This is a genomic window from Serratia sp. BIGb0163, from assembly GCF_024809935.1.
Lineage (GTDB): Bacteria > Pseudomonadota > Gammaproteobacteria > Enterobacterales > Enterobacteriaceae > Serratia > Serratia quinivorans.
This window is the reverse complement of the sequence record NZ_JANUDZ010000009.1, coordinates 117,847-140,661: the sequence shown is the minus strand read 5'-3', so window position 1 is coordinate 140,661 and position 22,815 is coordinate 117,847. Positions and strand designations below refer to the sequence as shown.

26 protein-coding genes are annotated in these 22,815 nt (G+C 51.3%); 11 read left to right on the top strand and 15 right to left on the bottom strand.

The window, feature by feature from the left end; genetic code table 11:
• The first annotated feature begins 308 nt into the window (after window positions 1-308).
• The 6 genes from M2406_RS23545 (at window position 309) to M2406_RS23520 (ending at window position 4,686) form a co-directional block, all read left to right on the top strand.
• Complete coding sequence (locus M2406_RS23545) at window positions 309-1,082, top strand: helix-turn-helix domain-containing protein (protein WP_259191601.1); 774 nt, start codon at window positions 309-311, stop codon at window positions 1,080-1,082.
• Between the two features lie 226 nt (window positions 1,083-1,308).
• A complete protein-coding gene (locus M2406_RS23540; protein WP_259191600.1) occupies window positions 1,309-1,698 on the top strand; it encodes a hypothetical protein in 390 nt (129 codons plus the stop codon).
• A 73-nt stretch (window positions 1,699-1,771) separates the two neighbouring features.
• Window positions 1,772-2,737: a hypothetical protein gene (locus M2406_RS23535; protein WP_259191599.1), complete on the top strand. Its 966-nt coding sequence runs from the start codon at window positions 1,772-1,774 to the stop codon at window positions 2,735-2,737.
• Window positions 2,721-3,314, top strand: a complete 594-nt coding sequence (locus tag M2406_RS23530; RefSeq protein WP_259191598.1) for a hypothetical protein — start codon at window positions 2,721-2,723, stop codon at window positions 3,312-3,314. Before M2406_RS23535 ends, M2406_RS23530 begins: the two co-directional genes overlap by 17 nt.
• Window positions 3,315-3,688: 374 nt before the next feature.
• A complete protein-coding gene (locus M2406_RS23525) occupies window positions 3,689-4,174 on the top strand; it encodes a hypothetical protein (protein WP_259191596.1) in 486 nt (161 codons plus the stop codon).
• An 8-nt stretch (window positions 4,175-4,182) separates the two neighbouring features.
• Window positions 4,183-4,686, top strand: coding sequence for an HNH endonuclease (locus M2406_RS23520; protein WP_259191595.1), 504 nt, complete (start codon window positions 4,183-4,185; stop codon window positions 4,684-4,686).
• An 11-nt stretch (window positions 4,687-4,697) separates the two neighbouring features.
• Here the strand turns inward: M2406_RS23520 and M2406_RS23515 are convergent, their stop codons facing one another.
• From M2406_RS23515 to M2406_RS23485, 7 genes are all read right to left on the bottom strand, one after another.
• Window positions 4,698-5,081 carry a hypothetical protein gene (locus M2406_RS23515; protein WP_259191593.1) on the bottom strand — a complete coding sequence of 128 codons (384 nt, stop codon included), beginning with the start codon at window positions 5,079-5,081 and terminating at the stop codon, window positions 4,698-4,700.
• Complete coding sequence (locus tag M2406_RS23510) at window positions 5,078-5,239, bottom strand: hypothetical protein (protein ID WP_174574723.1); 162 nt, start codon at window positions 5,237-5,239, stop codon at window positions 5,078-5,080. The genes M2406_RS23515 and M2406_RS23510 overlap by 4 nt, the downstream gene beginning before the upstream one ends.
• A 384-nt stretch (window positions 5,240-5,623) precedes the next feature.
• On the bottom strand, window positions 5,624-5,869 hold the full coding sequence (locus M2406_RS23505; protein WP_259191647.1) for a hypothetical protein: 246 nt from the start codon (window positions 5,867-5,869) through the stop codon (window positions 5,624-5,626).
• Between the two features lie 165 nt (window positions 5,870-6,034).
• A complete protein-coding gene (locus tag M2406_RS23500) occupies window positions 6,035-7,228 on the bottom strand; it encodes a site-specific integrase (RefSeq protein WP_259191592.1) in 1,194 nt (397 codons plus the stop codon).
• A gap of 119 nt (window positions 7,229-7,347) precedes the next feature.
• Window positions 7,348-8,577, bottom strand: a complete 1,230-nt coding sequence (locus tag M2406_RS23495) for a cysteine desulfurase-like protein (RefSeq protein ID WP_259191589.1) — start codon at window positions 8,575-8,577, stop codon at window positions 7,348-7,350.
• Entirely contained in the window at window positions 8,574-9,188 is a 615-nt protein-coding gene (locus M2406_RS23490; RefSeq protein ID WP_259191587.1) for a 2OG-Fe dioxygenase family protein, read from the bottom strand. The genes M2406_RS23495 and M2406_RS23490 overlap by 4 nt, the downstream gene beginning before the upstream one ends.
• Before the next feature lie 177 nt (window positions 9,189-9,365).
• Window positions 9,366-10,199 carry an oxidoreductase gene (locus tag M2406_RS23485; RefSeq protein WP_259191586.1) on the bottom strand — a complete coding sequence of 278 codons (834 nt, stop codon included), beginning with the start codon at window positions 10,197-10,199 and terminating at the stop codon, window positions 9,366-9,368.
• A gap of 161 nt (window positions 10,200-10,360) precedes the next feature.
• Between M2406_RS23485 and M2406_RS23480 the strand changes: the two genes are divergently transcribed.
• Window positions 10,361-11,302, top strand: coding sequence for an AraC family transcriptional regulator (locus tag M2406_RS23480; protein ID WP_135344976.1), 942 nt, complete (start codon window positions 10,361-10,363; stop codon window positions 11,300-11,302).
• Window positions 11,303-11,317: 15 nt separating this feature from the next.
• Here M2406_RS23480 and M2406_RS23475 read toward each other — a convergent pair whose 3' ends face one another.
• Entirely contained in the window at window positions 11,318-11,446 is a 129-nt protein-coding gene (locus M2406_RS23475) for a hypothetical protein (protein WP_256138119.1), read from the bottom strand.
• A 71-nt stretch (window positions 11,447-11,517) separates the two neighbouring features.
• Window positions 11,518-11,985: a helix-turn-helix domain-containing protein gene (locus M2406_RS23470; RefSeq protein WP_112363203.1), complete on the bottom strand. Its 468-nt coding sequence runs from the start codon at window positions 11,983-11,985 to the stop codon at window positions 11,518-11,520.
• Between the two features lie 87 nt (window positions 11,986-12,072).
• Between M2406_RS23470 and M2406_RS23465 the strand changes: the two genes are divergently transcribed.
• Complete coding sequence (locus M2406_RS23465) at window positions 12,073-13,014, top strand: aromatic alcohol reductase (RefSeq protein WP_259191583.1); 942 nt, start codon at window positions 12,073-12,075, stop codon at window positions 13,012-13,014.
• 254 nt (window positions 13,015-13,268) lie between these two features.
• On the top strand, window positions 13,269-14,609 hold the full coding sequence (locus tag M2406_RS23460; RefSeq protein WP_012146566.1) for an anaerobic C4-dicarboxylate transporter: 1,341 nt from the start codon (window positions 13,269-13,271) through the stop codon (window positions 14,607-14,609).
• 163 nt (window positions 14,610-14,772) lie between these two features.
• Here M2406_RS23460 and cspA read toward each other — a convergent pair whose 3' ends face one another.
• The 4 genes from cspA to M2406_RS23440 form a co-directional block, all read right to left on the bottom strand.
• Window positions 14,773-14,985 carry an RNA chaperone/antiterminator CspA gene (cspA, locus tag M2406_RS23455; RefSeq protein ID WP_012146565.1) on the bottom strand — a complete coding sequence of 71 codons (213 nt, stop codon included), beginning with the start codon at window positions 14,983-14,985 and terminating at the stop codon, window positions 14,773-14,775.
• 1,160 nt (window positions 14,986-16,145) lie between these two features.
• Entirely contained in the window at window positions 16,146-16,451 is a 306-nt protein-coding gene (cbpM, locus tag M2406_RS23450) for a chaperone modulator CbpM (RefSeq protein ID WP_012146564.1), read from the bottom strand.
• Entirely contained in the window at window positions 16,444-17,373 is a 930-nt protein-coding gene (gene cbpA, locus M2406_RS23445; protein ID WP_012146563.1) for a curved DNA-binding protein, read from the bottom strand. Before cbpA ends, cbpM begins: the two co-directional genes overlap by 8 nt.
• A 155-nt stretch (window positions 17,374-17,528) precedes the next feature.
• The gene (locus tag M2406_RS23440) at window positions 17,529-18,098 is read right to left on the bottom strand and encodes an HdeD family acid-resistance protein (RefSeq protein WP_259191582.1); all 570 of its coding nucleotides are present in this window, start codon (window positions 18,096-18,098) and stop codon (window positions 17,529-17,531) included.
• Window positions 18,099-18,310: 212 nt separating this feature from the next.
• Between M2406_RS23440 and M2406_RS23435 the strand changes: the two genes are divergently transcribed.
• Window positions 18,311-20,077 carry an ABC transporter ATP-binding protein/permease gene (locus M2406_RS23435; RefSeq protein ID WP_026142513.1) on the top strand — a complete coding sequence of 589 codons (1,767 nt, stop codon included), beginning with the start codon at window positions 18,311-18,313 and terminating at the stop codon, window positions 20,075-20,077.
• Between the two features lie 43 nt (window positions 20,078-20,120).
• On the opposite strand, the gene M2406_RS23430 is transcribed toward M2406_RS23435, so the two are convergent.
• Window positions 20,121-20,510 (bottom strand): tautomerase family protein, encoded by a 390-nt coding sequence (locus M2406_RS23430; RefSeq protein WP_012146560.1) that lies wholly within the window; start codon window positions 20,508-20,510, stop codon window positions 20,121-20,123.
• Between the two features lie 140 nt (window positions 20,511-20,650).
• Between M2406_RS23430 and M2406_RS23425 the strand changes: the two genes are divergently transcribed.
• Window positions 20,651-21,601 carry a LysR family transcriptional regulator gene (locus tag M2406_RS23425; protein WP_112363208.1) on the top strand — a complete coding sequence of 317 codons (951 nt, stop codon included), beginning with the start codon at window positions 20,651-20,653 and terminating at the stop codon, window positions 21,599-21,601.
• Between the two features lie 64 nt (window positions 21,602-21,665).
• Here M2406_RS23425 and lldD read toward each other — a convergent pair whose 3' ends face one another.
• Window positions 21,666-22,808: an FMN-dependent L-lactate dehydrogenase LldD gene (gene lldD, locus M2406_RS23420; RefSeq protein WP_012146558.1), complete on the bottom strand. Its 1,143-nt coding sequence runs from the start codon at window positions 22,806-22,808 to the stop codon at window positions 21,666-21,668.
• Between the last annotated feature and the right edge of the window lie 7 nt (window positions 22,809-22,815).

Genomic DNA, 22,815 nt, shown 5'->3' with positions numbered 1-22,815 from the left:
CAGATAACTTATTCCTTCATATTGAAATTTCTTTAGAGATGCACTCTAAGGGAGATGAGAAGTAATAACTCACACCGCTATGAGAGCGGGCTTCGCTAGTAATAGCAATTAAGATGACCACTCTAAGGGAGATGGGGGAAGTGACTGCCAAAAATCATCGAGAGAATATTCATATTATGCTTTCCCTTGAGGCACAATATGAATAATCTTTCTTCTACAAAATAATACAGCCTGCTTAAACCTAAACACACCACTTCATCACGTGGTGCGATAAATAACGCCTGAGTAGGCTCAATATAGGAGAAAGAATGTTTGATGATAAAGAATTACCTGAACAATTCGGCGGTAATAACACTCCGCCAGAGCTGAACCAAATAGACGCCACATACTGGGGTATGTTTCAGAATGGTTGGGTGCCATCTCATAACGATATGCAAGCCCCCTCAATTAAACAATCGTACGAACGCTACCGAGCGACGCATTCAAGCTCCGACATGAAAGCGGCTGTAGCGGACAAGCTACGCGCAGAGGCTACTATACGTAAGTTGGCGATGCAGAACCCTAACCGCGTCAGCCTAAAGCAAAGCCAAGTAACCCACGCAGTGAGGTCTTCGCTGGATGTTTACCACTCTGGTGAGCCACAACCCAGCATTAATATTGTACGCAACCTGTTACCCGGAAAGGATGTAAAGCCCGTGATGAGCAGACCTCAGCAGCGCAAGCGCATGAAAAAGGCCCTCAAGGCAAACGCTAGTCACCCCGCAGTTGTTACCGCTCAAAAGCAAGGGAACCCTATTCGTATGGATGCCGATACTATCAGTTCCGGTCTACAGAGCCTCCAGAATGCCGCTATGGTTGTCCGTAAGTTGAATGAGCATGAGCAGCGCATGCAGGATATGGAATCGCGCCTGAAAGAGCTGGAAGCGTTCAAGGAGAACACTGAAAAACGCCACGCCATCGAAGATGCCGGGCAAGACCCGCGAGAACTGTCTCGCAGTATGCACGCGGATGGGAAGTCGCTCGGTGCGATTGCGAAAGCCACAGGCCGTAGCCGTAGCACTATTCAGCGATGGGTTAAGTAGCTGTACGCGATTTGCGTACAGTTGCGTACACCTAAAATAGGCCAAAAGTCTTATATATAAATATATATGTAATTCTTCCATCCCTGCACCAGAAAATCCCTCCCCAGAATAATAACAACCTGCCCCGACCGGTTCTTTCCAGTATCACTTTAGCCTTGGGTTAGGGCGTTCCTATTTAATCGGGTTTCAGAATCCATCTATTCAATTTATCTACGAGGAGCCAAGCATGAGCAATTTCAACTCAATGTTTAAATCAAAAAGTAACATATCCGACAGCTTCAACCAGCACTATCAAAAAGGCCCGCAATCAGTAGCCCGTTCCAGTGGCTCTGGCTCATCTCGTTCCGACAGTTCAAGTTCCGCAGGCTCCAGCTTCAGCCATCAGGAGCGGCAGGTGTTACACGACCTAGGCCAGCGAATGCGTGGTGCCAATGCTAACCAGCACGCCCTGTATCAACAGGCGCTAAATCAGTTGATTGGTGAGCGTGAACTCTCTGGCGCTGATGCCCGAATGGTGGCGTTGTACGCCAAGACAGGCTCAGCCGATGGGCGCACAGGTAGTACTGAGGGCGCGAAGTGGGGCGAAGCATTGGAAGCCCTGCGTGATGTTGAGTAAGCCTAACCGGTACTGGTAGCGCCAGCCAATAAACCTATACGAAATAACGAATTAAAACCAAGTAGGAGATACAATGACCAATAAAATTAAGCCAGCTTCAACTGATGCAGCACCTGCCCTGCGAGTTACCGTGCTGGATGTCCCCGGGGTTCCATCCCCGACTGCAGAAGCAACAACCCCGGATGAGGCAACACCTAAGCAGGGTATGCCTACCAACGCCCATGAGGCGCTCTCAATGGATCGTGGTGCTGTTCTGGCTGTTCTTGAATACGCTGGTACCGTGCAGGCCGCAGAGACGATCCAGGATCTTCCTGAGCCGTTACAGGCGGTGCAGTACTCTGCCGATGAATTATCTTTCCAGTACCGAGCAAGTGCCCATTCACGAGTTGCGTTAGACGTCCGCGATATTACCCGCGGTTGGCATGTTCAATCGTTGGCGGATATCGATTCTCTACTTGGGATTATCGGCGCTGAGATGGCCAACAAGATGTGCCGTGATAAGCGTGACCGAATCCTCGAGGTTGGGCGCTCGGCCCGTGCCGCTGCCGCAGATAAGCTAGCTGCTGATTATAAGTTGGTGGCCGATGGGTTCATGCACCTGCACGCCCTGCGTAAGCGTTTCAGTGAAACTGAAGTGCAGTCACTGCTGGATATGCTGGCCGATGGCAAGCCGAACATGGCTGCGCAGATGGCCGGGGTAGACCTCACCGGCGTACTCCCTGCCGTGGGGGCTGATTATCGCACCGCAGCGGATGCATGGGCTGAGCAGGCGGATTCACCATCGGGCTGCACTTTCAGTCTGCCTCTCGGAAATGTGAAGAACTCCCCCGAGGGTTCTAGCTTTAATATGGCTGTGCAGCCGGGCGGTAAGTGGATTCTGAGCGTATGGACTGACTCAGGCTGGTACCCGATTCAGGTATCCACTGCGGCCCGTGCAATCGCTCTGGAGCAGCGTGAACAGGTTAACCGCGTGCGGAACATTCAGGCCCGTGGCAAGCCAATTATCGGGGAGGTGTTCGCTGATGAACTCCAGTCGTAACCCATTGCCGAATGGTAAACACCCTACCAATCGCGAACTCCAGCTAATGCGACTGGGGTACGCCGAATATCAGCCCCGCCTGCGAAGCATCCAGAAAAACAATCCAGAGCGATATTCAGCAGTGCTAGATGGACGTAAACGCTTTTATCAGCACGGGTGGGCTTGCCCCACCTGTGGCAACAGCGAGCGTTACACGAGGAACCTAGCCTGCGCTTTCTGTGCAGGGCAACGCATCCCGTTGTGTTTCACGATTATCGAGGGCGTCGGCTCGGTGTACACGCCACTGTCGGAAGAACGTTCAGCCGAGTACCAAGCCCGCAGGCAGTCGCTGATGTATCAACGCGACCTGAGAGACAGAATCCGCAAGTTTGGCGAAATCCGTTGTGGGGGCTGGGTATTTCGTGATGGCGACTTTATCGGGAAGAACCTAGCGGGTGTAACTGTGGTTATTTCTGTGCATGAATCTGACGCCTTCACCGTTCGAAATCTATGTAAACAAGACCCTGCCTTTAAGGCTATCTGGGAGTACGTTCACGCCGTGTTGCGGCTGACCCCTGCACCAGACTTGCCCCTTTAATCGTCCCCGGCTACGCGCTGGGTGTGGAGGAATAATGACCCAATTTAATACCGGCGCTGGTGCGGACGCCAGTGCTGCGCCTAGGCCCCGCCGTAAACAACCCCGCCGCACGGTATCAATCCGACAGGCCGCACGCTTCAATGCTGCACTGGCTCTGAGTGATAATTCCCCATCCGGATTGGTCTGGAAGGAGTGGAACAGGGGAGTTGGCACCCGCAGCCGGAACGCAGGCGACCCCGCAGGCTGTGAGAAGAAAGCTCAGCCGGGCTGTTACGTTATCGGATTGGACGGTGTCCTGTGGCACGCCAGCACTATCAGGACTTCTTTACAGGCGCTGTACTCTGTTGCTGGTCAAGCCCTGTAAAGGAGGCGATATGTTCTACAAAGAAATTCCTGGGATTAAACCTATCGATGAGCAGTTCACGCTAGCCGCTGATTCTCCTTCTGGTCTGCGCCATCGAACAGGTGGTGATACTGGTCCGGTTGCTGGCTCGCCATGTACGGTGTTCTTTCCCGGTGAGGAACGAGAGCTGTTCCGGCAGCAGCACCTACAGCCGATGAACTACGAGGTTCATGTTCATACCGGTTGGCGGGACGTTATGGAGTTGGGGTTTGGGTACGACATCGACCGAGAATTCCAGTACGTGCCTGCGGAGATTGTGCGGGAACACCTTGAGCTGACTCGCGAGATTCAATTGCTCACAGCCATCGTACAGGGTGGGCAGAAGCAGCCCCCTGTGGCACTGGTGCAGCATTTGACATCCCGCGCCAAGACCGTACGCATCTCTGCCCTGAAGCTGACTGCTATCGATGCGATGAACCCTAGTGAACGCAGCAGGGCGCTGCTACGTGAAATCTGAGAGGTAGCATGGGTACTTTCCCGCAAGAAATTGAGTATCTGATTCAGAATGCGCTTGCGCCTGATGCTACTTCCCCGAGTGGTCTAGCATGGCGACGTCCGTTGGCTAATCGTGTTAAGGCTGGAGGTATTGCCGGTACACTTGGTAAAGATGGTTACTGGTCTGTGCAGGTTAAAGGTAAGAAACTAGCTGCGCATCGCGTGCTGTGGTGGCTGTTGAATGGAGAAATCCCGGCAGGGCTATGTATTGACCACATTGACGGCAACCGAGGAAACAACAGGTTGGAGAACCTGCGGCTTTGTACTCGCGCTGAGAACAACCGGAACACCCGTAAAAGGTCGGGTTCTGCGGCACTGCCGAAAGGGATTACCGTTGTTGGCAGAGCATACCAAGCGCAGGTGCAATCTAATGGCGCTCGCTGGCGGGTTCGTTCAAGCAACTTGGAAACACTGACAAGAATGATACAGACCGTACGTGTACAGTTGCACGGCGGTTTCGCTTGTCATGGATAGTACCACTCTAGTTATTGTAGTTTGCGACACCGGGGATTTTGATTATTAGAACATTCTCCAACGTTGGCACCATTGATAACAAACTCTCTCGGCTTTGACGGAAACACTTTATCAAACTGAATGACAGTCTGGTCGAATAATTTAATACAGGACTCTGGTGTCGCAACGGCGAAGTTATTATTAACTTTAAGTACGCAGCCCTCACTGTAAATCCAGCTGTTAAATCTCTTTATCGGTACTTTATTGAATTCTAAAGTATCCATGCCTTGCTTTACATAATAAGTAGGGTCTTCTCTATGTGCTGGTATGTATGGCGGTGCTGATGTCGATATTACAGTGATTGATATAACGATTGCTGTAATAGCTGTGGATGCTGAAATTATTGCTATTTTCATTGTTCATTCTCAGCAATTGATTGATACTCTCGATAACCATCGATTATATTACCCGAGTTATCAAAGCGCTCTGAAATAATCATTATGTCCCAATCCTGAGAACTGTTTTCTCTGTCTAGCTCGGGGTAGTTCCCTTCTGTATTGTTGGTGCTTGTCATCGGTTTTCCTAAGAGTTGAAATTCAGACGCGCGTTTAGAGCGAACTGTAGCGGCCTTCGGAGATCGTTCACGAAGGTACTGGGCACATGTAGCGAGGTCGTTATTGTTCCATCTGTGCATTAAATAATTTGTCTGTGCATTTCATCAATCTCACCCAGCACACATCTTGTCATTCTGGCAGCTATGAGGGGTGATTGATAATTGGTTTTGTAGATCAATTTCGCCACATCGATCGGCCAAAGTGATCAGTTGGTGATGTTAGTCGTGCTTGGGTGGTTGGGTTGTCAGGTATGATTAGGAGCACCGCTTAATGTGTTGGGCGAGGGGAATCATGCAGAGAGGCAGGAAAAAGGCGACGAAAGCCGCCCTTAGAGTATGTATTACTTAGCGTTTCTTGTCTGACTGTGAAACAACAGTTCCGGCAAGGGTACGTGTAAGAGCTGCGGAACGAGGATTATCTAAAGCTGCTGAAGCCTTTGATTCCATTGAAGCGCCAGTCTGTTTGCTTGTACCTGATTGAGCCAAGGCCGAACCAGCTAAGCTTTTTTGAATTGCTGATGCGTTAGGGTTTTTCAGTGTTTGTGCAGCCGTTGAGGCTACTGATTTAGAGGTTTGTTTGCTGTTTGCCATTTCTATGACCTTATCGTTGTTTAGGGTACGAATTACTTGCATGTGGTGTCTATATTTAAATATTAACACTACATGTTGTGTTAACTGTATGTCTACCCAGCAATAAGATCAAGAAGAATGTGGGTAAAGCTATGTAAGATTTTCAGTGTATTACTGAATGCTGAACTACAAGCCCTGATAATTCACTAACTCTATGATCTTACTTAACTCTTCAAGTTCAACTCCTTGACTATAAACCTGTTTCGCCATGGTTCGCTGTGTGTGACCTACAAGCGCGGCTATCCGGCTGTCGTCTATGTTGTGTCTGTCCAAACTGGTGATAAACATTCCCCGTAGGCTGTGGAAGCATTGCCGGTCTGTAGCGTTCGGCAGCACCTTATTTCGTAGGCGGGTGAACTGCTGACTAAACCACGGCCCGCGCTTGGCATCTGCCCTCTTGATGGCGTTTGCTTTAGGCAGCAAGTACTGCCCATGCTGCCCCTGAGCATTCAACTGTTTGTACTTCTCGATGATGCCTATCAAAGCGGGATGAATTGGCACCAATCGAACGCCTGCTTTTGTTTTGGCTACCTGAACACGGAAGCACTTCACACTGTCGACTTCTGACACGTCGTCAACACCGAGAGAGGCAATTTCATTCAGACGCATTCCTGAGTACAGGCCAATAAAAATAACGTCATGAAGTTCTTCCTCAGCATGAGCGAGAAGGGTTGTAATCTCTACCTGCGTGAACGGCTGGTAACTGCTAACTGTCTGCTTCGCCTCAAGTCGATGTCCTGTGAACGGTGAGGCGGCGGGGATATCGTCATAACAGCGGCGGGCGTACTCATACACCGAGTTCAGGCCGGACAGGTAGTTCTGGATTGTCTGGGCGGATTTCTTGGGTTTTAACGTGCGGATGAACTGCGTAACTGCAGTCCGGGTGATTCCGGTTATCTCGGTATCAGCAACGGTTAAATGTTCGAGCAGGAGTCGCACTGCTAGAGCGTGTTTACTGATGGTGCTGGGGCTGCGTGTTTTCTTGTATTCAGCGAGGTATTCGGAAGTAACCGCTCGAAGCATTACCTGATTACCGGAAGCCGCTGCTGATACTTGTCCCAGTTGCTGTACTGCATTGATGGCGCGATTTAACGTTATAGTTTCGGTATCAACAGCGTGTTTTTCTTTTACGTGGTTCCATTCAACAACTAATCGGTCGCGCACTGTTCGGGCTTTCTGAACGTCACGCTGACCAGTGCTTTTCCTGAACAGCCTCCGGCCATTTGTTAAATGTCGCATATGCTGAGGCACTGCTATTTGAAACATCCAAATACCGGATTCGTGTCTGTACAGGTACTGATTTCTCGCACTGTTACCCATAGCGTTATCCCATTCTCTGATGTAGTATTCACCGCATCAGCAATGGGATTAGGCACTTACCGGTAGTTCGGGAAGTACCTATGTTCGATTCCCTTCACCCGCTCCAAAACTTCCTGTCACTACCTTCCGCTGGCAAGTATCTCAAACAAAGTATCGATTTCTTGCAGAGTATTGTAATGCATCATCCCAATGCGCAGCACGCCGCCGCTGTCCTGCAGGTTCAACCGTCGAATTAACCCCAGTGCATAGAAGTGTCCGCTGCCGACGCAGATATTGTGTTGGCCTAACCTGCGGGCAACCTGTTCAGGCGAATGCCGCTTAAAGGTCAATGCAAACGTGGGCGTCCGGCGTTGGGGATCCGCCAGGGGTGAACCGTAGAGTTGTACATCATCGATTTGCGATAAGCGTTGCAAAAAGTACCTGCACAGATTCTCTTCATGACGGTGATAGTCGGCAAAACTTTCCTGTAAACGCTGCCTTAAAGGAGCGCCTGCTGTGCCCCATTGCGCCAGGTAGTCAATCGCCGCCGTTACACCGGCCAGCCCTTCGAAACTTTGGGTGCCGGTCTCAAAACGGCCTGGGCCGATGTCGGTGGCCGGCTCGACTTTATAGGGCTGCAGCCGTTGCAACCATTGCGGCGCGATATAGGCCATGCCGATATGCGGGCCAAAGAATTTATAGGCAGAACACACCAGAAAGTCGCAACCCAGCGCCTGCACATCGATCAGGTTATGCGGAGCATAATGCACTGCGTCGACATAAACCTGCGCGCCGACCCGGTGGGCGGCTTCGGTGATGGCTTTAATATCGACGATGCTGCCCGTAACATTAGACGCATAGCTGACTGCGACCAGGCGAGTTTTGGCGGTAATCTTTTCGCAAAGCCGGGCGGTATCCAAAGAACAATCCGCTTGTTGCAGGGGGATTTGATGCACGGTGACTTGCTTGTCATTTGCCGCCTGCTGCCAGCTGGAGACATTGGCGTAGTGATCCAGCTCGGTAACGATGATTTCGTCCCCGGCTTGCCAACTACGGCTAATGATGCGGCTGAGGTGGAACGTCAGCGAGGTCATGTTCATGCCAAAAACGATATTATCGGGCGAGGGTGCATTCAAGAAGGCGCGCACCGATTCCCTTGCATGATCCATCACCTCGGTTGTTTTATGGCTGGAAAAATAATGTCCGCCCAGATTGGCGTTATATTTCCCCAGGTAGTGGGTCATTTTCTCCAGCACCCCTTGCGAAACCTGAGAACCGCCAGGCCCATCGAAAAAGATAACGGGTTTGTCATCATGGTGTTGGGTCAGCGCACTAAACTGAGCCCGGGCGAGTTCGGGAGTAAATGTCATGCTTTCTCCCCTCGTGCGGTCAGAACAAACAGGTCAAGATGCCCTTCTTGTTCCGGGACAATGGCGCTGATCGGCGTGGCGTTATGCCATAGCTTACTGTCCGCCAACAAAACGGCTTCGCCGTCCGCCAACACTTTTTTAAAGAACGGGGGCTGGTGATTATCGGCGTATAGCATGATCTCGCCGCCGACAATATTTTGCCGATGAATACCAATCATCGCTATATGGTCAAAACCATCCTGATGGATCCCTTCCGGCGCCACCTGCGTTTCATTATCAATAGCGACCACGCGCATCTGATGAATTTCTATTTCCGTTCCTTCAGGTAAATCATTGCTTTCAGCAAACAGATTGCACATTTCTTCCATAGCGGCGCTTTGCAGTACGGCATCGTCAATCGGTTCGAAACGGCGCACTACGTTGCCCTGAAAGTGGTTGATTTCATCAGACTGAACGAAATTGCGCGGACCAATTTCTACCACATGACCATTGATATGTTTGACGACCGAATAGCGGCGCAAACGGTACTTGCCGTCGGCGTGTTGTGTATGCGGCAAGCCAGAAAACGACGGCATTAATTGTTGGGTGGCCTGGTGGCTAAGTGCAGTCATACTTATTACGTTTTCGTGTTTATGTAACATAATCACCTCAAATATGAATCAAGACTGACTTTGTAGGGAGGTATTTCGATTGAATTGTAGTCGACACTATTGCCAACGCAATTTTTAGCCAGCGCCGACTACCTTCAAGCGATATGTTGCTGTAAACAAGAATGAACGCAGACAGTATTAGCTGTCGGTTGAGCGGCTAAGGGTTTCCCAAGCATCGATATCGGTATTCATTTGGTGCAGTTTTTCTCTGACATACATGACGGCGTCGCTGCCCAGCAGCAGTGATGCAGGTGGGGCTGGGCTGTTGATGAGTTGCAGGATGGCTTTGGCGGCCTTAACCGGATCGCCGGGTTGATGGCCGCTGCGTTTTTCGCGTGTTTCACGGATCGGTCCAAAACTCTGATCGTAATCACTGATGCTGCGTGGTGAACGCACCATCGAGCGCCCGGCCCAGTCGGTTCGAAAAGAGCCGGGCTGAATGGCGGTGACCGCAATATTAAAGGGCTTTAGTTCTTTGGTCAGCGTTTCTGAAATTCCCTGCAAGGCAAATTTGCTGCCGCAATAGTAGCTGATCCCCGGCAGGGTAATGAAGCCGCCCATGGAGGTCACATTGAGAATATGGCCGGCCCGGCGCGCCCGAAAATAAGGCAGGATGGCTTTAATTACGGCCACTGCACCAAACACGTTGACCTCAAATTGGTGGAGAGCTTCACTCAGCGGCGATTCTTCCATAATCCCTTCGTGGCCATAACCGGCATTATTGACCAGAACGTCGACAGCCCCCAGTTCCTGCTCTACGGCATCGACCAGTGGGGCAACCGCAGCAAAGTGAGAGACATCGAGAATGCGGCCAAAGCAGCGGCCCGGCGCCAGGGTTTCGAATTCATCTTTGGCCTGCTGGTTGCGTAGTGTTCCGACCACGCGGTGCCCCGCTTTAAGCGCTTCTTCTGCCAGTGCGCGACCTAAACCGCTGCTGACTCCGGTGATGAAAAATAATTTTGAATGGTTCATGGCACTCTCCTCAGTAATGTGGAGAAGCAGAATAGGGGGGACAGGATAAAATCCGTAGCCCAGATCCTCTCTGATGTTTGCCTATTCCTCTGAGCTGTCTGGACGAGGATGACGCTGAGTGTCACACTTCAATGACTTCCCACTTCTCTTTTCAGATGCCTATGACCTTCTTCATGCCAACGGTTACGGACCAGATGATTGAGCTTTTGGATCGGTTGACACCGCGTGAAGGCTACAACCTAACCGCCCTGGCGGACGTGCGTTTTTTACGCTCCAACCGTCCGCTGATGCGCACGCCGGTTTTATATGAACCGGGGATCGTCATTGTGGTGCAGGGGCGAAAACGCGGATTTTTGGGGAACGATGTCTATTTGTATGATGCGCAGCATTATCTGATGGTCTCGGTTCCGGTGCCCTTTACCATGGAAACGGATGCCAGTGCTTCCGAGCCGATGCTGGCGATTTACATGCGGTTGGATTTCAGTTTGGCCGCTCAGTTGATGTTGCAACTCGACGATCGCGCTCCGGCGCTCAGCGAGCCGCCACGAAGTATGGTCTCGAGTCCGATGGATGACGCAATAAGCCGTTCGGTTTTACGTTTTTTACAGGTCATGGCTTCACCGCTGGATGCCGAGATATTGGGGCCGGCGATGATGCGGGAAATTTATTACCGCGTAATGACCGGGGCGCAGGGGCAGATGTTGCGAAATGCGCTGACCACCCAAGGGCAGTTTGGCAAAGTGGCGAAAGCGCTGCGAAAATTGCACGCTGAATATGACTCGCATCTGGATGTGAATGCGCTGGCGAAAGAGGCGGGTATGAGCCTGCCAACATTCCATAGCCATTTCAAAACTGTGACCAATACCACGCCGATACAATATCTTAAGTCTACGCGACTGCATCAGGCCAGATTGCTGATGCTGCGAAATAATCTCTCCGCTTCAGCCGCCTGCGTGCGGGTGGGGTATGAAAGCGTTTCTCAGTTTAGTCGTGAGTTTAAACGTCTGTTCGGACTAACGCCGCTTAATGAAGTTGAGCGTATGAGGCACAACTTTTCGTTGCCTGCGCCAGTGACCCCTTCAGATTTTATTTCTTCTCATTGACCGGGAGGCCGCGCTTCACGAAATGGCGACCAGAGCACCGATGATGGCGATCAGCAGGATCCAAAACCATTTGGAGGTTTTTTCCGGTTTCCATTCTTCGCCATATTCAACCTGATAATCGGGTTTAGGCTCCTTTTTGTTCATCCTGTTCCCTGGCATTTAATATCCATAAATATGCCAGGTGTATTTTAAGATGAATCCTAATCACATTGAATCTAAAACTGTTTTTTGGGTAAAAATCCTAATTGTGTCGCTGTGTTTTCACCTTGAACATCCATAGCTCCCGCCATAAATTTGCTACGGGAATCCCGGATCTCAGCCATGTTTGACAGGATCCATTCCCACATTGGCAGCATATTAATCAGCACGCCTTCGCCAATTGGGGTTAATTGATATTCAACGTGAGGATGCGGGTATTTTTGTTGGTAGTCGTGACGAGTAATCAATCCGTCACGCTCCAAATGGCGCAGTGTTCTTGTCAGCATGCGTTGTGTTACACCGGATAGCGCCCGGCCCAGTTCCGCATGACGTAAAGGCCCATGGGTGCCCAGCGTATAGATGATACTCAGAGACCAACGGTTGCCGGTATGCGCCAATACTTCTCGTTTTAAGCCATCATCTTCATCGCTGAGCGCACTGCATATCGCGGCAAATTTTGTTTTTTGTTCGTCGTTGAGTTTCATTTCATCCTCACAGTATCAACGGTGTGCCTGATTGCTCCCCTGCTATCAGGCTGACAGGATATGGCGACCAATACAGCAGGAGAGAGTATGAGCATCTCAAATAGTCGTCAAATATCTAATATCCTGATTCTGGGGGCCGGAGAACTTGGCATGGCCATGTTGAACGGATTTGTGAGGGAGAAGAAACGGCGGCCTGATATCGAACTGACGGTACTGCTGCGGCCTTTATCACTGGGCAATACCTCGCAGGAAAACCTGTTGCGTCAAAGGCAGCTCGAAGCATGGGGGATTAATATCGTTACCGCCGATTTTAGCCTGCAATCGGAACAAGAACTGGCAACGGTTTTTGCCAAGTATGACGCCGTCATAAACTGTAGTGGATTTGTCGGTGGTAAAGGAACACAGCTTAAAATTACTCGTGCGGTTCTGTTAGCCGGGGTGGCCCGTTATTTCCCCTGGCAGTTTGGCGTCGATTACGATCGTATCGGCATGGGAAGCGGCCAACCGGTATGGGATGAACAGCTTGCCGTGCGGAGTCTGTTACGTGCGCAGCAGAGGACAAATTGGGTCATCGTATCGACCGGAATGTTCACCAGCTATCTTTTCGACCCCGGCTTTGGGGTGGTTGAGCGGGAGCTCCACAGGGTTAATGTACCGGGGAGTGCTGACTATTCGGTCACCCTGACCACGCCCGAAGATATTGGTCGACTGACGGCGAAGATTTTCTTCCAGCGGCCACGGATAGACAATGACATTATTTATATCGCAGGGGATAGCATTACTTACCGTCAGTTGGCTGAACTGCTTGGTGAGCATGACCGATGTGCTTATACGCTGGTGGTCGAGGATCATCAGGCTTTGCAAGATGCTGTGACTGCGTCACCTGAAAGTCTCACTGCGGCCTACCGACTGGCGTTTGCCCGTGCTGATGGTGTCTCCTGGGATAAAGCGAAAACCTACAATGCTCGGCAGGGTATTGTAGTGACGGATGTTCGGGGATGGCTGAAACAACATTGCCCCGACGTTTAATTAATCACTGCCGGCATTGTCGGCAGTCTTAAGGGAAATTTATAGCTATATTTATTTACCGAAGTTGATGATAATCAATTTCCATTTTTTTACAAAACAAAAACAATAATAACTTTATTTAAACAAGCTGAGTTCAAGTTATTTCCCCTGGTGTTTTTTTAACTTAAAAAACCATCTGTTTGTGATCGCTATCCCTCAATGGAAATGAAAATAAGTTAACTATTAACCTTCTTAACAATAATAATGAGGTTAGCATGTTATTTACCATTCAACTTATTGTCATACTGATCTGTCTCTTTTATGGAGCCAGAAAAGGTGGGATTGCACTGGGGCTGCTCGGCGGTATTGGATTAATCATCCTGGTTTTCGTTTTTCATTTACCGCCCGGAAAACCGCCGGTTGACGTTATGCTGGTTATCATCGCCGTGGTGGCCGCATCGGCGACGTTGCAGGCATCCGGTGGGCTTGACGTGATGCTGCAGATTGCCGAGCGTATGCTGCGCCGCAATCCTAAATATGTTTCCATCGTCGCTCCCTTTGTGACCTGCATCCTGACCATTCTTTGCGGTACCGGGCATGTGGTATACACCATTTTGCCGATTATTTATGATGTGGCAATCAAGAATAACATTCGCCCGGAAAGGCCGATGGCGGCCAGTTCTATCGGGGCACAGATGGGCATTATAGCCAGCCCGGTATCCGTCGCTGTGGTGTCGCTGGTCGCCATGTTGGGTAATTTTACCTTCAATGGCAAGCACCTCGAGTTTCTCGATCTGCTGGCCATTACTATTCCCTCGACCCTGTGCGGCATTCTGGCTATTGGTATATTCAGTTGGTTCCGGGGTAAGGATCTGGATAAGGATGAAAAGTTCCAAAACTTCATTTCAGACCCAGAAAACTATAAATACGTTTATGGCGAAACGGCAACATTACTGGATAAGAAATTGCCCACCAGCAACTGGGTGGCAATGTGGATTTTTCTGGCTACCATAGCTATTGTTGCGCTATTGGGCGCTTTTTCTGAACTACGGCCATTAATTAATGGAAAACCACTTTCCATGGTATTGGTCATCCAGATGTTTATGCTGTGTGCAGGTGCAGTAATTATTATCGCGACCAAAACGAATCCGGCCAATATCTCAAAAAACGAGGTTTTCCGTTCAGGCATGATTGCCATAGTGGCGGTTTACGGTATTGCCTGGATGGCCGAAACCATGTTTGGTGCGCATTTGGAAGAGATAAAGTCCGTACTGGGAACCCTGGTTAAAGAGTATCCCTGGGCCTACGCTATCATTTTGCTGCTGGTTTCCAAGTTTGTTAACTCCCAGGCTGCTGCACTTGCAGCCATCGTCCCTGTCGCATTGGCTATCGGTGTTGATCCGGCCTATATCGTAGCTTCTGCTCCCGCTTGTTATGGCTACTATATTTTACCCACCTACCCAAGCGATCTGGCGGCTATTCAGTTCGATCGCTCCGGGACAACCAACATCGGACGGTTCGTCATCAACCACAGTTTCATCATGGTGGGTTTGATCGGGGTTTCCGTATCCTGCGTGATGGGTTGGGTGCTGGCCGCGGCCTACGGGTTCTTATAACGGGGGGCGTAGCGCTGGATAATATTGTTTGTTGATGAGTCACTATTTTTCTTAGATGTGAAATGCAAAAAACCCGCTCAACGCGGGTTTTTTATCACTAATGCTTAACTGCTCAGGCTGGTGCCTTCATCGCTATCGTAAGTCTTAGTGAGGTTATCGGCGATTAAAGCGCGATAACATTAACAGCAGATGGGCCTTTAGCGCCGTTCTCAATCGAGAACTCTACTTTCTGACCTTCATCCAGGGTTTTAAAATCGCTGCTCTGGATGGCGGAGAAATGTACGAAGACATCTTTGCTGCCATCTTGTGGAGTGATAAAGCCGAAGCCTTTGTCAGCGTTAAACCATTTTACTAAACCAGTCATTTTGTTAGACATAGATATATCCTTTTCATTTTTTGAGCCACTCAACGTGGCGAACATGGCCTGTTTTGCAGATTTTTACTTATGGGGCACTTAGGAGGAGGCTCATGAAGAAGGGTATCTAGAGATAACGCTTGAACTGAGAACTGCTTTACTAAAACTGCTTTCATAAGGTCTGTGTTCCAAACCGATGCCGCCATAGTAGGCTTGGTTTGATTTATTAAGCAAGGATTAATTTCCTTAATGTCATTGGCAGGCCAATATTTCCTTGGTGCCGCATGAGGGATAATGACAGGACTCAGGCTGTGTGGCAGGCATCTTTTATCGTCATGTGGCTGATGCATAAAAGATAAAAGCCCTGACAATGGTTGCCAGGGCTTTTAAGGTACTATCGACTTCAAATTTAACATTAATGAACTTACTGATTTCTTACTGCTAAGGTACTACCATTAAATGTACATGTTTATCACAGATAATATTGGGCGAACTAAAACCTCCCCTATATTTACCAGTTTACGTTTATCATCAATCCTAATAGATATTCAAAGATTGATGGCTTAACCAGGTACATCTCCCCTCGCGATATAGACTCTTTGATGCGTGGCCTCACTTCTATTGCGATCTGTTGCACTAAACTGAAGAATCGCAAACAAAAAACAATTAGAACATGGCCTTACATCATCGCGTGTTGGTACACACCCTGCGATTGTAGGTACTGACTACATGGCCTGAAAGCGTCATCAATAGAGAATGTTGCTTATCTCGATACTGATGTCCATACAAAAAATACTTCGTGGCCTTTATCGCAAAAATAACTGTAATAACTAAACTTCAATACTTTTACCTTTATCAACAAGCTATTATTACGCTGTTGATGATTACTAATCTACTGGTTTTTTAAGGGGTGTCAATACTGTTTTTAATAACATGTTTTTAATGACATGTCTTTATTAACAGTATTCATAATAATCATCGACTAAGCATCATGGAACGCTTATTTTTCAGCCTCAAATCTTGAGTTTTAGGAGGTTTATTATGCTTGAAATTCGTACAGTGGCGGTAGGGTAAAACTTATTTTTTAATTAATTAATGAAAACAAAATTATAGTGGAACAGCAGAGAATGGCAGTGTCTGACATAGCCCGCTGCAGAAGCAACGGGCTGGTTTTGATGCTATCAGGGCTTAGCGATAAAGCGGGCCAGCCGTTGATGTAATTGACTGTTCTCTTTACGTAAATGCTCAATTTCTTCCAGCAGCGTCAGCGTTACCGCAATTCCGGGCCAATCCAGAGCCAGCTCGCGATGCAACTGCTCAGCGCGATGGAAGGTGATTAATGCACGATCGTCAAAGATCCAGTCTTCAGTCTCGGGATCGCGCGGTTGAATCACACCCAGCCCGACAATTTCCGTCAGCTCATCCTGTGAAACGCCGGTATGCAGGCAAAACTCGGTAATGGTGAAAGTTACTGTTACGTTAGCCATTTTGCTTACTCCAGTCTTTGCGCGGATCGAAGCTCTGCTGGGCTTCTGCCAACTGTTGCCACAGCGCGGCGCTTTTTTCGTCCGGCTTCGGTGGCATCATGACCTTGATCACGGCATACAAATCCCCGGTTTCTTTTTTGCCGACCAGGCCTTTTCCCTTGATGCGCAAGCGCTGCCCGGTTTGGCTACCGGCAGGAATGGTCAACAGGATACTGTCTTTCAGTGTGGGTACCGGTACTTTGGCGCCGAGTGCGGCTTCCCACGGGGCGACTGGCAGCACGATCTCCAGATTGTGACCGACGATGTCGAACAATGGATGCGGAGCAATGCGGATGATCAGATAGAGATCGCCGCTGGCACCACCGTCAGTTCCTGGTCCGCCCTGGCCCTTAAGACGAATGCGTTCGCCATCGCCAACGCCGGCGGGGATTTTCACATTAAGGGTTTTAGGAATTTCCTGCTCCACCATGCCGAAAGCGTTATATACCGGCAGGCTATAGCGAATGGTACGGGTTTGCTCGGCCTGGGTTTCTTCCAGGAAGATAGCCACTTCCATTTCAACATCCTGGCCACGCATGCCCTGACGTCGTTGACGATGTTGTTGGCCACGGGCATGTTCGCCGAACATGGAGGAGAAAATATCGGAAAAATCTTCGGCGTTATGAGCACTGCCATGCTGCGTCTGGCGGCCAAAATTGGGATCGTTGCGGTGCTCTCGCAGTTGATCATATTCGGCGCGGCGTTCGTCGTCTTTCAGCACTTCATAGGCTTCGGCGACCAGTTTGAACTGTTCCTCGGCATTCGATTCGGTGCTGACGTCGGGGTGATATTTTCGTGCCAGTCGGCGATAGGCAGTTTTGATTGCCTTGAGATCGTCCGCCGGCTTAACCCCTAAAATGGCATAGTAGTCCTTGAATTCCATAGCGTTATCATCTCACTTCAATCTTTCGTCAGGGGGATAGTTGAACCTGTATTGGGTGAAACTTTACTCTTAGTCGGGCTGTTTGTCGTTGATGTCCCGATGTCATCAGGCGGTTTGGCAACCAAAAAGCGGAGCCGGGTGGCTCCGCTGCGGGATCACGCCCGTTTCAGTAGTCGGGCAACCTGGAACAGGCTGAAAGAGCTGAACAGCATTTCAATGCCGACAATGGTGGTCACCAACACCACCGACGTCACGGGATCGGCGCTCAGCAGCAGCCAGGCAATCGCCAAATCCAGAACGCCAATCACCAATTGCAACCAGCTTCCTTTAATTTCACGCAGCTTATAGCCGGCGATCAGACGAGCAATCCCACCCAGCGCAAACAAAGCGGCGAGATAAATTGCCATGGCGAAAATGCCCACCGCCGGGTTGGTGATAAAAACGTAGCCGATAATCAGGTAAGCCACCCCGAGCAGAATGCCGCCGATCATCGGCCAGGTATTTTGCAACCGGTTGGCAACCATGGCGAAAATCAGACCGAATCCACTCAGCAACAAGAAAATCCCCACGACCATACTGATCGCCGCGCCGGAGGCGAAGGGGCTGAACAGGCAGAAAAGGCCGCCCAGTAACAGCAGTAGCGAGATGATTAACAGCGGGGTGCGTTGTTTCTTTAGGCTCTGTTCGTCGATGTTCAACGAATGAAGATGATTCATATTTAGCATGATGTAACTCCCTTGTTTTGAATGTCCTGTACTGTTCACCACTGAGTATAGTGGAACACGCCGCCTTGAGGATGATGCATGGCTGCGGTGTTTTTCCTCCGGTACCAAAAAGAGCCTCGCAGGTGGATTACGTAAGGTTTTTCATGGCATACGTGCCAGAATAGAGATAAAACCGATGCCGATATGCTGACCGAGATAATAGATATCCGATGATGGCTCCTTCCCGCTTACTGAAATTTCTGCTGCCTTATCTTTGGCCTAAAGATAACCCTAAACTGCGTTATTACCTGGTTATTGCCTTTGCTTTCATGGTGATATCCAAGGTCAGTATCACGCTGGTGCCGCTGGCATACAAAGCGATGATCGACGCCCTGAGTGGCGAAACCGCCAAAATGCTGGCCATCCCCATAGGATTGATTTTGGCCTATGGCGTCGCCCGTATCGGTGGGGCGTTATTTGAAGAATTACGCAACGTGATGTTTGTGCATGTCAGCCAGAATGCCACCCGATTACTGGGGCTGCGGGTTTTCAGACAGTTGCACGCGCTGAGCCTGCGCTTTCACCTGGAGCGCCAAACCGGCGGGTTATCGTTATCGATCGAACGCGGTACCCAGGCGGTGGCAACGGTGCTTTCGCGGCTGCTGTTCTCCATTTTCCCCATTTTGTTCGAGATCACCCTGGTCGCGGTGATCATGTGGCATCTGTTAAACGGTTGGTTTGCACTGGCCATTTTGCTGACGGTCGGCTGCTATATCCTGTTTACCGTGATGGCGGTCAGTTGGCGTAGCCGCTTTCGGCGCGAGCTTAATCAGGCGAATGCCGATGCCAATACCAAATCTATCGACAGCCTGCTCAATTATGAGACGGTAAAATACTTCGGTAACGAAGACTTCGAGGCCGAGCGTTTTAATATGTCGCGCCGGCTGTATGAATATGCCGCCATCAAGAACCAGTTCAGTTTTACCGCTCTGAACCTCGGGCAAACTGCCATTATTTCCATCGGCCTGATTGTGATGATGGCGATGGCGGCGCAGGGTATTGTGCAAGGGCGCATGACGATTGGTGACTTTGTATTGGTGAATGCCTATCTGCTGCAACTCTATCAGCCGCTGAATTTCTTCGGTTTTATTTATGCCGAGGTCCGGCAGGCGCTGATCGATATGGAAAACATGTTCGATTTGTTGCAGGAAGAGCAGGAGATCGTCGATCGGCCGGATGCGAAGGCGCTGCACCTGGCTGCTGGCGAGGTGAGTTTTGACTCGGTCAGCTTTGGCTATGATGCGCGTCGGCCGATCCTGAAAAACGTCAGCTTCACTATTCCGGCCGGTAACACGGTCGCGGTGGTCGGAGCTTCGGGGGCGGGCAAGTCCACGCTGTCCCGGTTGCTGTTTCGTTTCTATGACGTGAGCGGTGGCTCGGTCTCGATTGACGGCCAGGATATCCGCAGCCTGAAACAGGCCAGCCTGCGCGCGGCGATCGGCATCGTGCCGCAGGACACCGTACTGTTTAACGATACCCTGGGCTACAACATTGGCTACGGTAAAACCGGCTCGAGCCAGGACGAGATCGAGCGGGCCGCCAGGCTGGCGCATATACATGAGTTTATCGTCAGCCTGCCCGACGGCTATCAAACCCGGGTGGGGGAGCGTGGGCTTAAGCTGTCCGGCGGTGAAAAGCAACGGGTGGCAATTGCTCGTACCATTCTGAAAAATCCGGCGATCCTGGTTTTCGACGAAGCTACCAGCGCGCTGGATACCCAGACCGAACGCGAAATCCAGTCGCACTTACGTGAAGTGAGCCGTGACCACACCACGCTGGTGATTGCGCACCGTTTATCGACGGTAGTGGATGCCGATGAAATTATCGTGCTGGAGGCCGGTGAAATCGTTGAGCGCGGACGGCATGAAGCCTTGCTGGCAGCCAATGGCCGCTATGCTGCGATGTGGCAAAACCAATATAACGACGAACAGCAGCCCTGAAGGTGTTGACCCCGGGCGCTTTACTGCGCCTGGGGATTGTCGTTTATAGATCGCCGGTCAGGTACTGCGCTACACCGTTGCCGAAACTCCAGTCGCCCTGACTGTTGGTGGTGATTGACACCATCAGGTCACTGCCTTCAATCCCACAGTTCTCCTTCAGCTCCCGGCTGAGATCGGCATAAAACCGCTGTTTCTGCTGCTCGGGTCGCGGGCTGGTAATCACCCGTACCACCACCAAATCGCGGGTGCGAGTCAGGTTAAGGCCGGTGTCTTCAATCACCATGTGGTGAGCCTTGTTTTCATGAACAATCTGGTACCTGTCACGCGGCGGGACTTCAAAGGCGCTGAGCACCGCTCGGTGGGCAGCATCGAGCAGGGTTTTCAGTTCGGCTTCGCTGCGGCCCTCAATGACTTCAAAGATAAGTAATGGCATTTTTATAATCCTGTCAGTGGGTTAATCTCGATATGAGGCAGCGAGTCATCTTCGCCCTGGAGAACCCATCTTAGCCAAGCGGCGGTGTGGGAAGAAGCGCTATACTTGAACTCATTGTTTATATAAATGAACAGTCGACGATGAAAAACCCAAAAATAGAAACCCTGTGGACCCATTTGCACTGGCTCACCGTGCTGGCCGAGCAGGGCAGTTTTACCCGTGCGGCGGAGCGGCTGGATGTCAGCAAAGCGGCGATGAGCCAAAAAATCAAAGAGATTGAAACCTTGGCCGGGGTGCCGCTGGTGCAACGCACGACGCGCAGCGTCAGACTGACCGATGCCGGGCTGCGACTGGTGGAGGAACTGCGCCAGCCTTTCGCGCAGATAAAGCAGAGTTTCTCCGGCATTTGCGATTCGGCCGGGCCGCTGCGTGGTTCGGTACGGGTGACGGCGCCGGTGGCGTTTGCCCGCCAGCAGCTGGTGCCACGTATTACCGGCTTTCTGCGTGCTAATCCGGAGGTGCGGTTGCAGCTTGAGGTGTCCGACCGGCTGGTGTCGTTAACCAGCGAAGGGTTCGATTTGGCGATCCGCCACAGTGACAGCCTGCCCGATACCCATGTCGCCTGGCGGCTGTGCCAGACCGAAACCTTGGCGGTGGCCTCGGCAGACTACGTGAAACGGCACGGCATGCCGGTTTCACCGGCCGATCTGCAACGGCATCAGTGTCTTTATTATCCCCGCAGCAGTGAATCCCCGAGCTGGAGCTTTGTCGCCAAACAGGCAGCAGAGGGCAAGACAGAAAAGATTCGGGTGCCGGTCAGCGGCCCGTTTGCCACCAACAACAGCGAGTCGATACGTGATGCGGCAGCGGAAGGCTTGGGCATTGCCCTGTTGCCAGACTTTAGCGCGCAGCAGGCATTGGCAGACGGCAGATTGATCGAGGTATTACCGGCCTGGCGGCCGATAGATGCCTTTGCTGACAGCCTTTATGTGGTACGCCCTTATGCGCCCCAGGTCTCGCGAGCGGTGGCGGAGTTCAGCCGTTATCTGCGCAGTGCCTTTGCCGAGGGGTTTTCGTCTGCCGGGTGCTGAATTGCCAGCGTTACCACCCACCAAGGCTGGCGCAATGGTAGCGCTAATTATAAGAACGATGTGATTAACGCAGCCCCTGGACCAGCGAGTCGGCGCTGATGTCCGCAATGGTTTTCGCGCCGATCAGCGTCATGGCAACGCGCATTTCTTTATCGATCAGCTCGAGCAGGTTGGCGACTCCGGCCTGCCCGGCGGCGGCCAGCGCATAGGCAAAGGCGCGCCCCAGCAGCACGCCGTCGGCGCCCAGAGCAATCATGCGCACCACGTCCAGCCCGCTGCGAATGCCGGAGTCGGCCAGCAGGGTGATATCGCCTTTTACCGCCTCGGCAATCGCCGGCAGCGCATGGGCAGTGGATAACACGCCGTCCAGCTGGCGGCCGCCGTGGTTGGATACCACAATACCGTCGGCCCCGAAACGCACCGCATCTTTGGCGTCTTCGGGATCCAAAATGCCTTTGATGATCATCGGGCCTTGCCAGAACTCGCGGATCCAGTCCAGATCCTTCCAGGAGATTGAGGGATCGAAGTTGGTGCCCAGCCAGCCGATATAGTCTTCCAGGCTGGTGGGTTTGCCGCGATAGGCCGAGACGTTGCCCAGATCGTGCGGCTTGCCGCACAGCCCGACGTCCCAGGCCCACTGCGGATGGGTCACCGCCTGCAACATGCGGCGCACGGCGGCATTGGGGCCACTCATGCCGGAGTGGGCGTCGCGGTAACGCGCACCGGGCACCGGCATATCGACGGTGAATACCAGGGTTTTCACCCCGGCCGCTTTGGCGCGCTCCAGCGCATTGCGCATAAAGCCCCGGTCTTTCAATACGTACAGCTGGAACCACATCGGCCGATCGATTGCCGGTGCCACTTCTTCAATCGGGCAAACAGAGACCGTCGACAGGGTAAAAGGAATGCCTTTCTGCGCGGCGGCTTTGGCTGCCTGGACTTCACCGCGTCGGGCGTACATACCGGTTAACCCGACCGGGCCGAGGATCACCGGCATCGCCAGTTTTTCACCGAACAGGCTGGTTTCCAGGCTGAGGTCGGACATATTGCGCAGTATGCGCTGGCGCAGCGCGATGCCCGCCAGGTCTTCCGTGTTGCGTCGTAGCGTGTGTTCCGCGTAGGCCCCGCCGTCAATATAGTGAAACAGAAAAGGCGGGAGCTTAGCCTGTGCTGCGGCCCGGTAATCGGTTGAAGCGGAGATGATCATATTTATA

What these genes read in the sequence shown, in the direction of transcription:
- M2406_RS23490 (WP_259191587.1), bottom strand. Translation starts at nt 9,188, where the DNA reads ATGACTGCACTTAGCCACCAGGCCACCCAACAATTAATGCCGTCGTTT.
- M2406_RS23435 (WP_026142513.1), top strand. Translation starts at nt 18,311, where the DNA reads ATGGCTCCTTCCCGCTTACTGAAATTTCTGCTGCCTTATCTTTGGCCT.
- M2406_RS23520 (WP_259191595.1), top strand. Translation starts at nt 4,183, where the DNA reads ATGGGTACTTTCCCGCAAGAAATTGAGTATCTGATTCAGAATGCGCTT.
- M2406_RS23440 (WP_259191582.1), bottom strand. Translation starts at nt 18,098, where the DNA reads ATGCTAAATATGAATCATCTTCATTCGTTGAACATCGACGAACAGAGC.
- M2406_RS23545 (WP_259191601.1), top strand. Translation starts at nt 309, where the DNA reads ATGTTTGATGATAAAGAATTACCTGAACAATTCGGCGGTAATAACACT.
- cspA (WP_012146565.1), bottom strand. Translation starts at nt 14,985, where the DNA reads ATGTCTAACAAAATGACTGGTTTAGTAAAATGGTTTAACGCTGACAAA.
- M2406_RS23495 (WP_259191589.1), bottom strand. Translation starts at nt 8,577, where the DNA reads ATGACATTTACTCCCGAACTCGCCCGGGCTCAGTTTAGTGCGCTGACC.
- cbpM (WP_012146564.1), bottom strand. Translation starts at nt 16,451, where the DNA reads ATGGCTAACGTAACAGTAACTTTCACCATTACCGAGTTTTGCCTGCAT.
- M2406_RS23465 (WP_259191583.1), top strand. Translation starts at nt 12,073, where the DNA reads ATGAGCATCTCAAATAGTCGTCAAATATCTAATATCCTGATTCTGGGG.
- lldD (WP_012146558.1), bottom strand. Translation starts at nt 22,808, where the DNA reads ATGATCATCTCCGCTTCAACCGATTACCGGGCCGCAGCACAGGCTAAG.
- M2406_RS23530 (WP_259191598.1), top strand. Translation starts at nt 2,721, where the DNA reads ATGAACTCCAGTCGTAACCCATTGCCGAATGGTAAACACCCTACCAAT.
- M2406_RS23425 (WP_112363208.1), top strand. Translation starts at nt 20,651, where the DNA reads ATGAAAAACCCAAAAATAGAAACCCTGTGGACCCATTTGCACTGGCTC.
- M2406_RS23535 (WP_259191599.1), top strand. Translation starts at nt 1,772, where the DNA reads ATGACCAATAAAATTAAGCCAGCTTCAACTGATGCAGCACCTGCCCTG.
- M2406_RS23480 (WP_135344976.1), top strand. Translation starts at nt 10,361, where the DNA reads ATGACCTTCTTCATGCCAACGGTTACGGACCAGATGATTGAGCTTTTG.
- cbpA (WP_012146563.1), bottom strand. Translation starts at nt 17,373, where the DNA reads ATGGAATTCAAGGACTACTATGCCATTTTAGGGGTTAAGCCGGCGGAC.
- M2406_RS23525 (WP_259191596.1), top strand. Translation starts at nt 3,689, where the DNA reads ATGTTCTACAAAGAAATTCCTGGGATTAAACCTATCGATGAGCAGTTC.
- M2406_RS23515 (WP_259191593.1), bottom strand. Translation starts at nt 5,081, where the DNA reads ATGAAAATAGCAATAATTTCAGCATCCACAGCTATTACAGCAATCGTT.
- M2406_RS23470 (WP_112363203.1), bottom strand. Translation starts at nt 11,985, where the DNA reads ATGAAACTCAACGACGAACAAAAAACAAAATTTGCCGCGATATGCAGT.
- M2406_RS23540 (WP_259191600.1), top strand. Translation starts at nt 1,309, where the DNA reads ATGAGCAATTTCAACTCAATGTTTAAATCAAAAAGTAACATATCCGAC.
- M2406_RS23485 (WP_259191586.1), bottom strand. Translation starts at nt 10,199, where the DNA reads ATGAACCATTCAAAATTATTTTTCATCACCGGAGTCAGCAGCGGTTTA.
- M2406_RS23500 (WP_259191592.1), bottom strand. Translation starts at nt 7,228, where the DNA reads ATGGGTAACAGTGCGAGAAATCAGTACCTGTACAGACACGAATCCGGT.
- M2406_RS23510 (WP_174574723.1), bottom strand. Translation starts at nt 5,239, where the DNA reads ATGACAAGCACCAACAATACAGAAGGGAACTACCCCGAGCTAGACAGA.
- M2406_RS23505 (WP_259191647.1), bottom strand. Translation starts at nt 5,869, where the DNA reads ATGGCAAACAGCAAACAAACCTCTAAATCAGTAGCCTCAACGGCTGCA.
- M2406_RS23460 (WP_012146566.1), top strand. Translation starts at nt 13,269, where the DNA reads ATGTTATTTACCATTCAACTTATTGTCATACTGATCTGTCTCTTTTAT.
- M2406_RS23430 (WP_012146560.1), bottom strand. Translation starts at nt 20,510, where the DNA reads ATGCCATTACTTATCTTTGAAGTCATTGAGGGCCGCAGCGAAGCCGAA.
- M2406_RS23475 (WP_256138119.1), bottom strand. Translation starts at nt 11,446, where the DNA reads ATGAACAAAAAGGAGCCTAAACCCGATTATCAGGTTGAATATGGCGAA.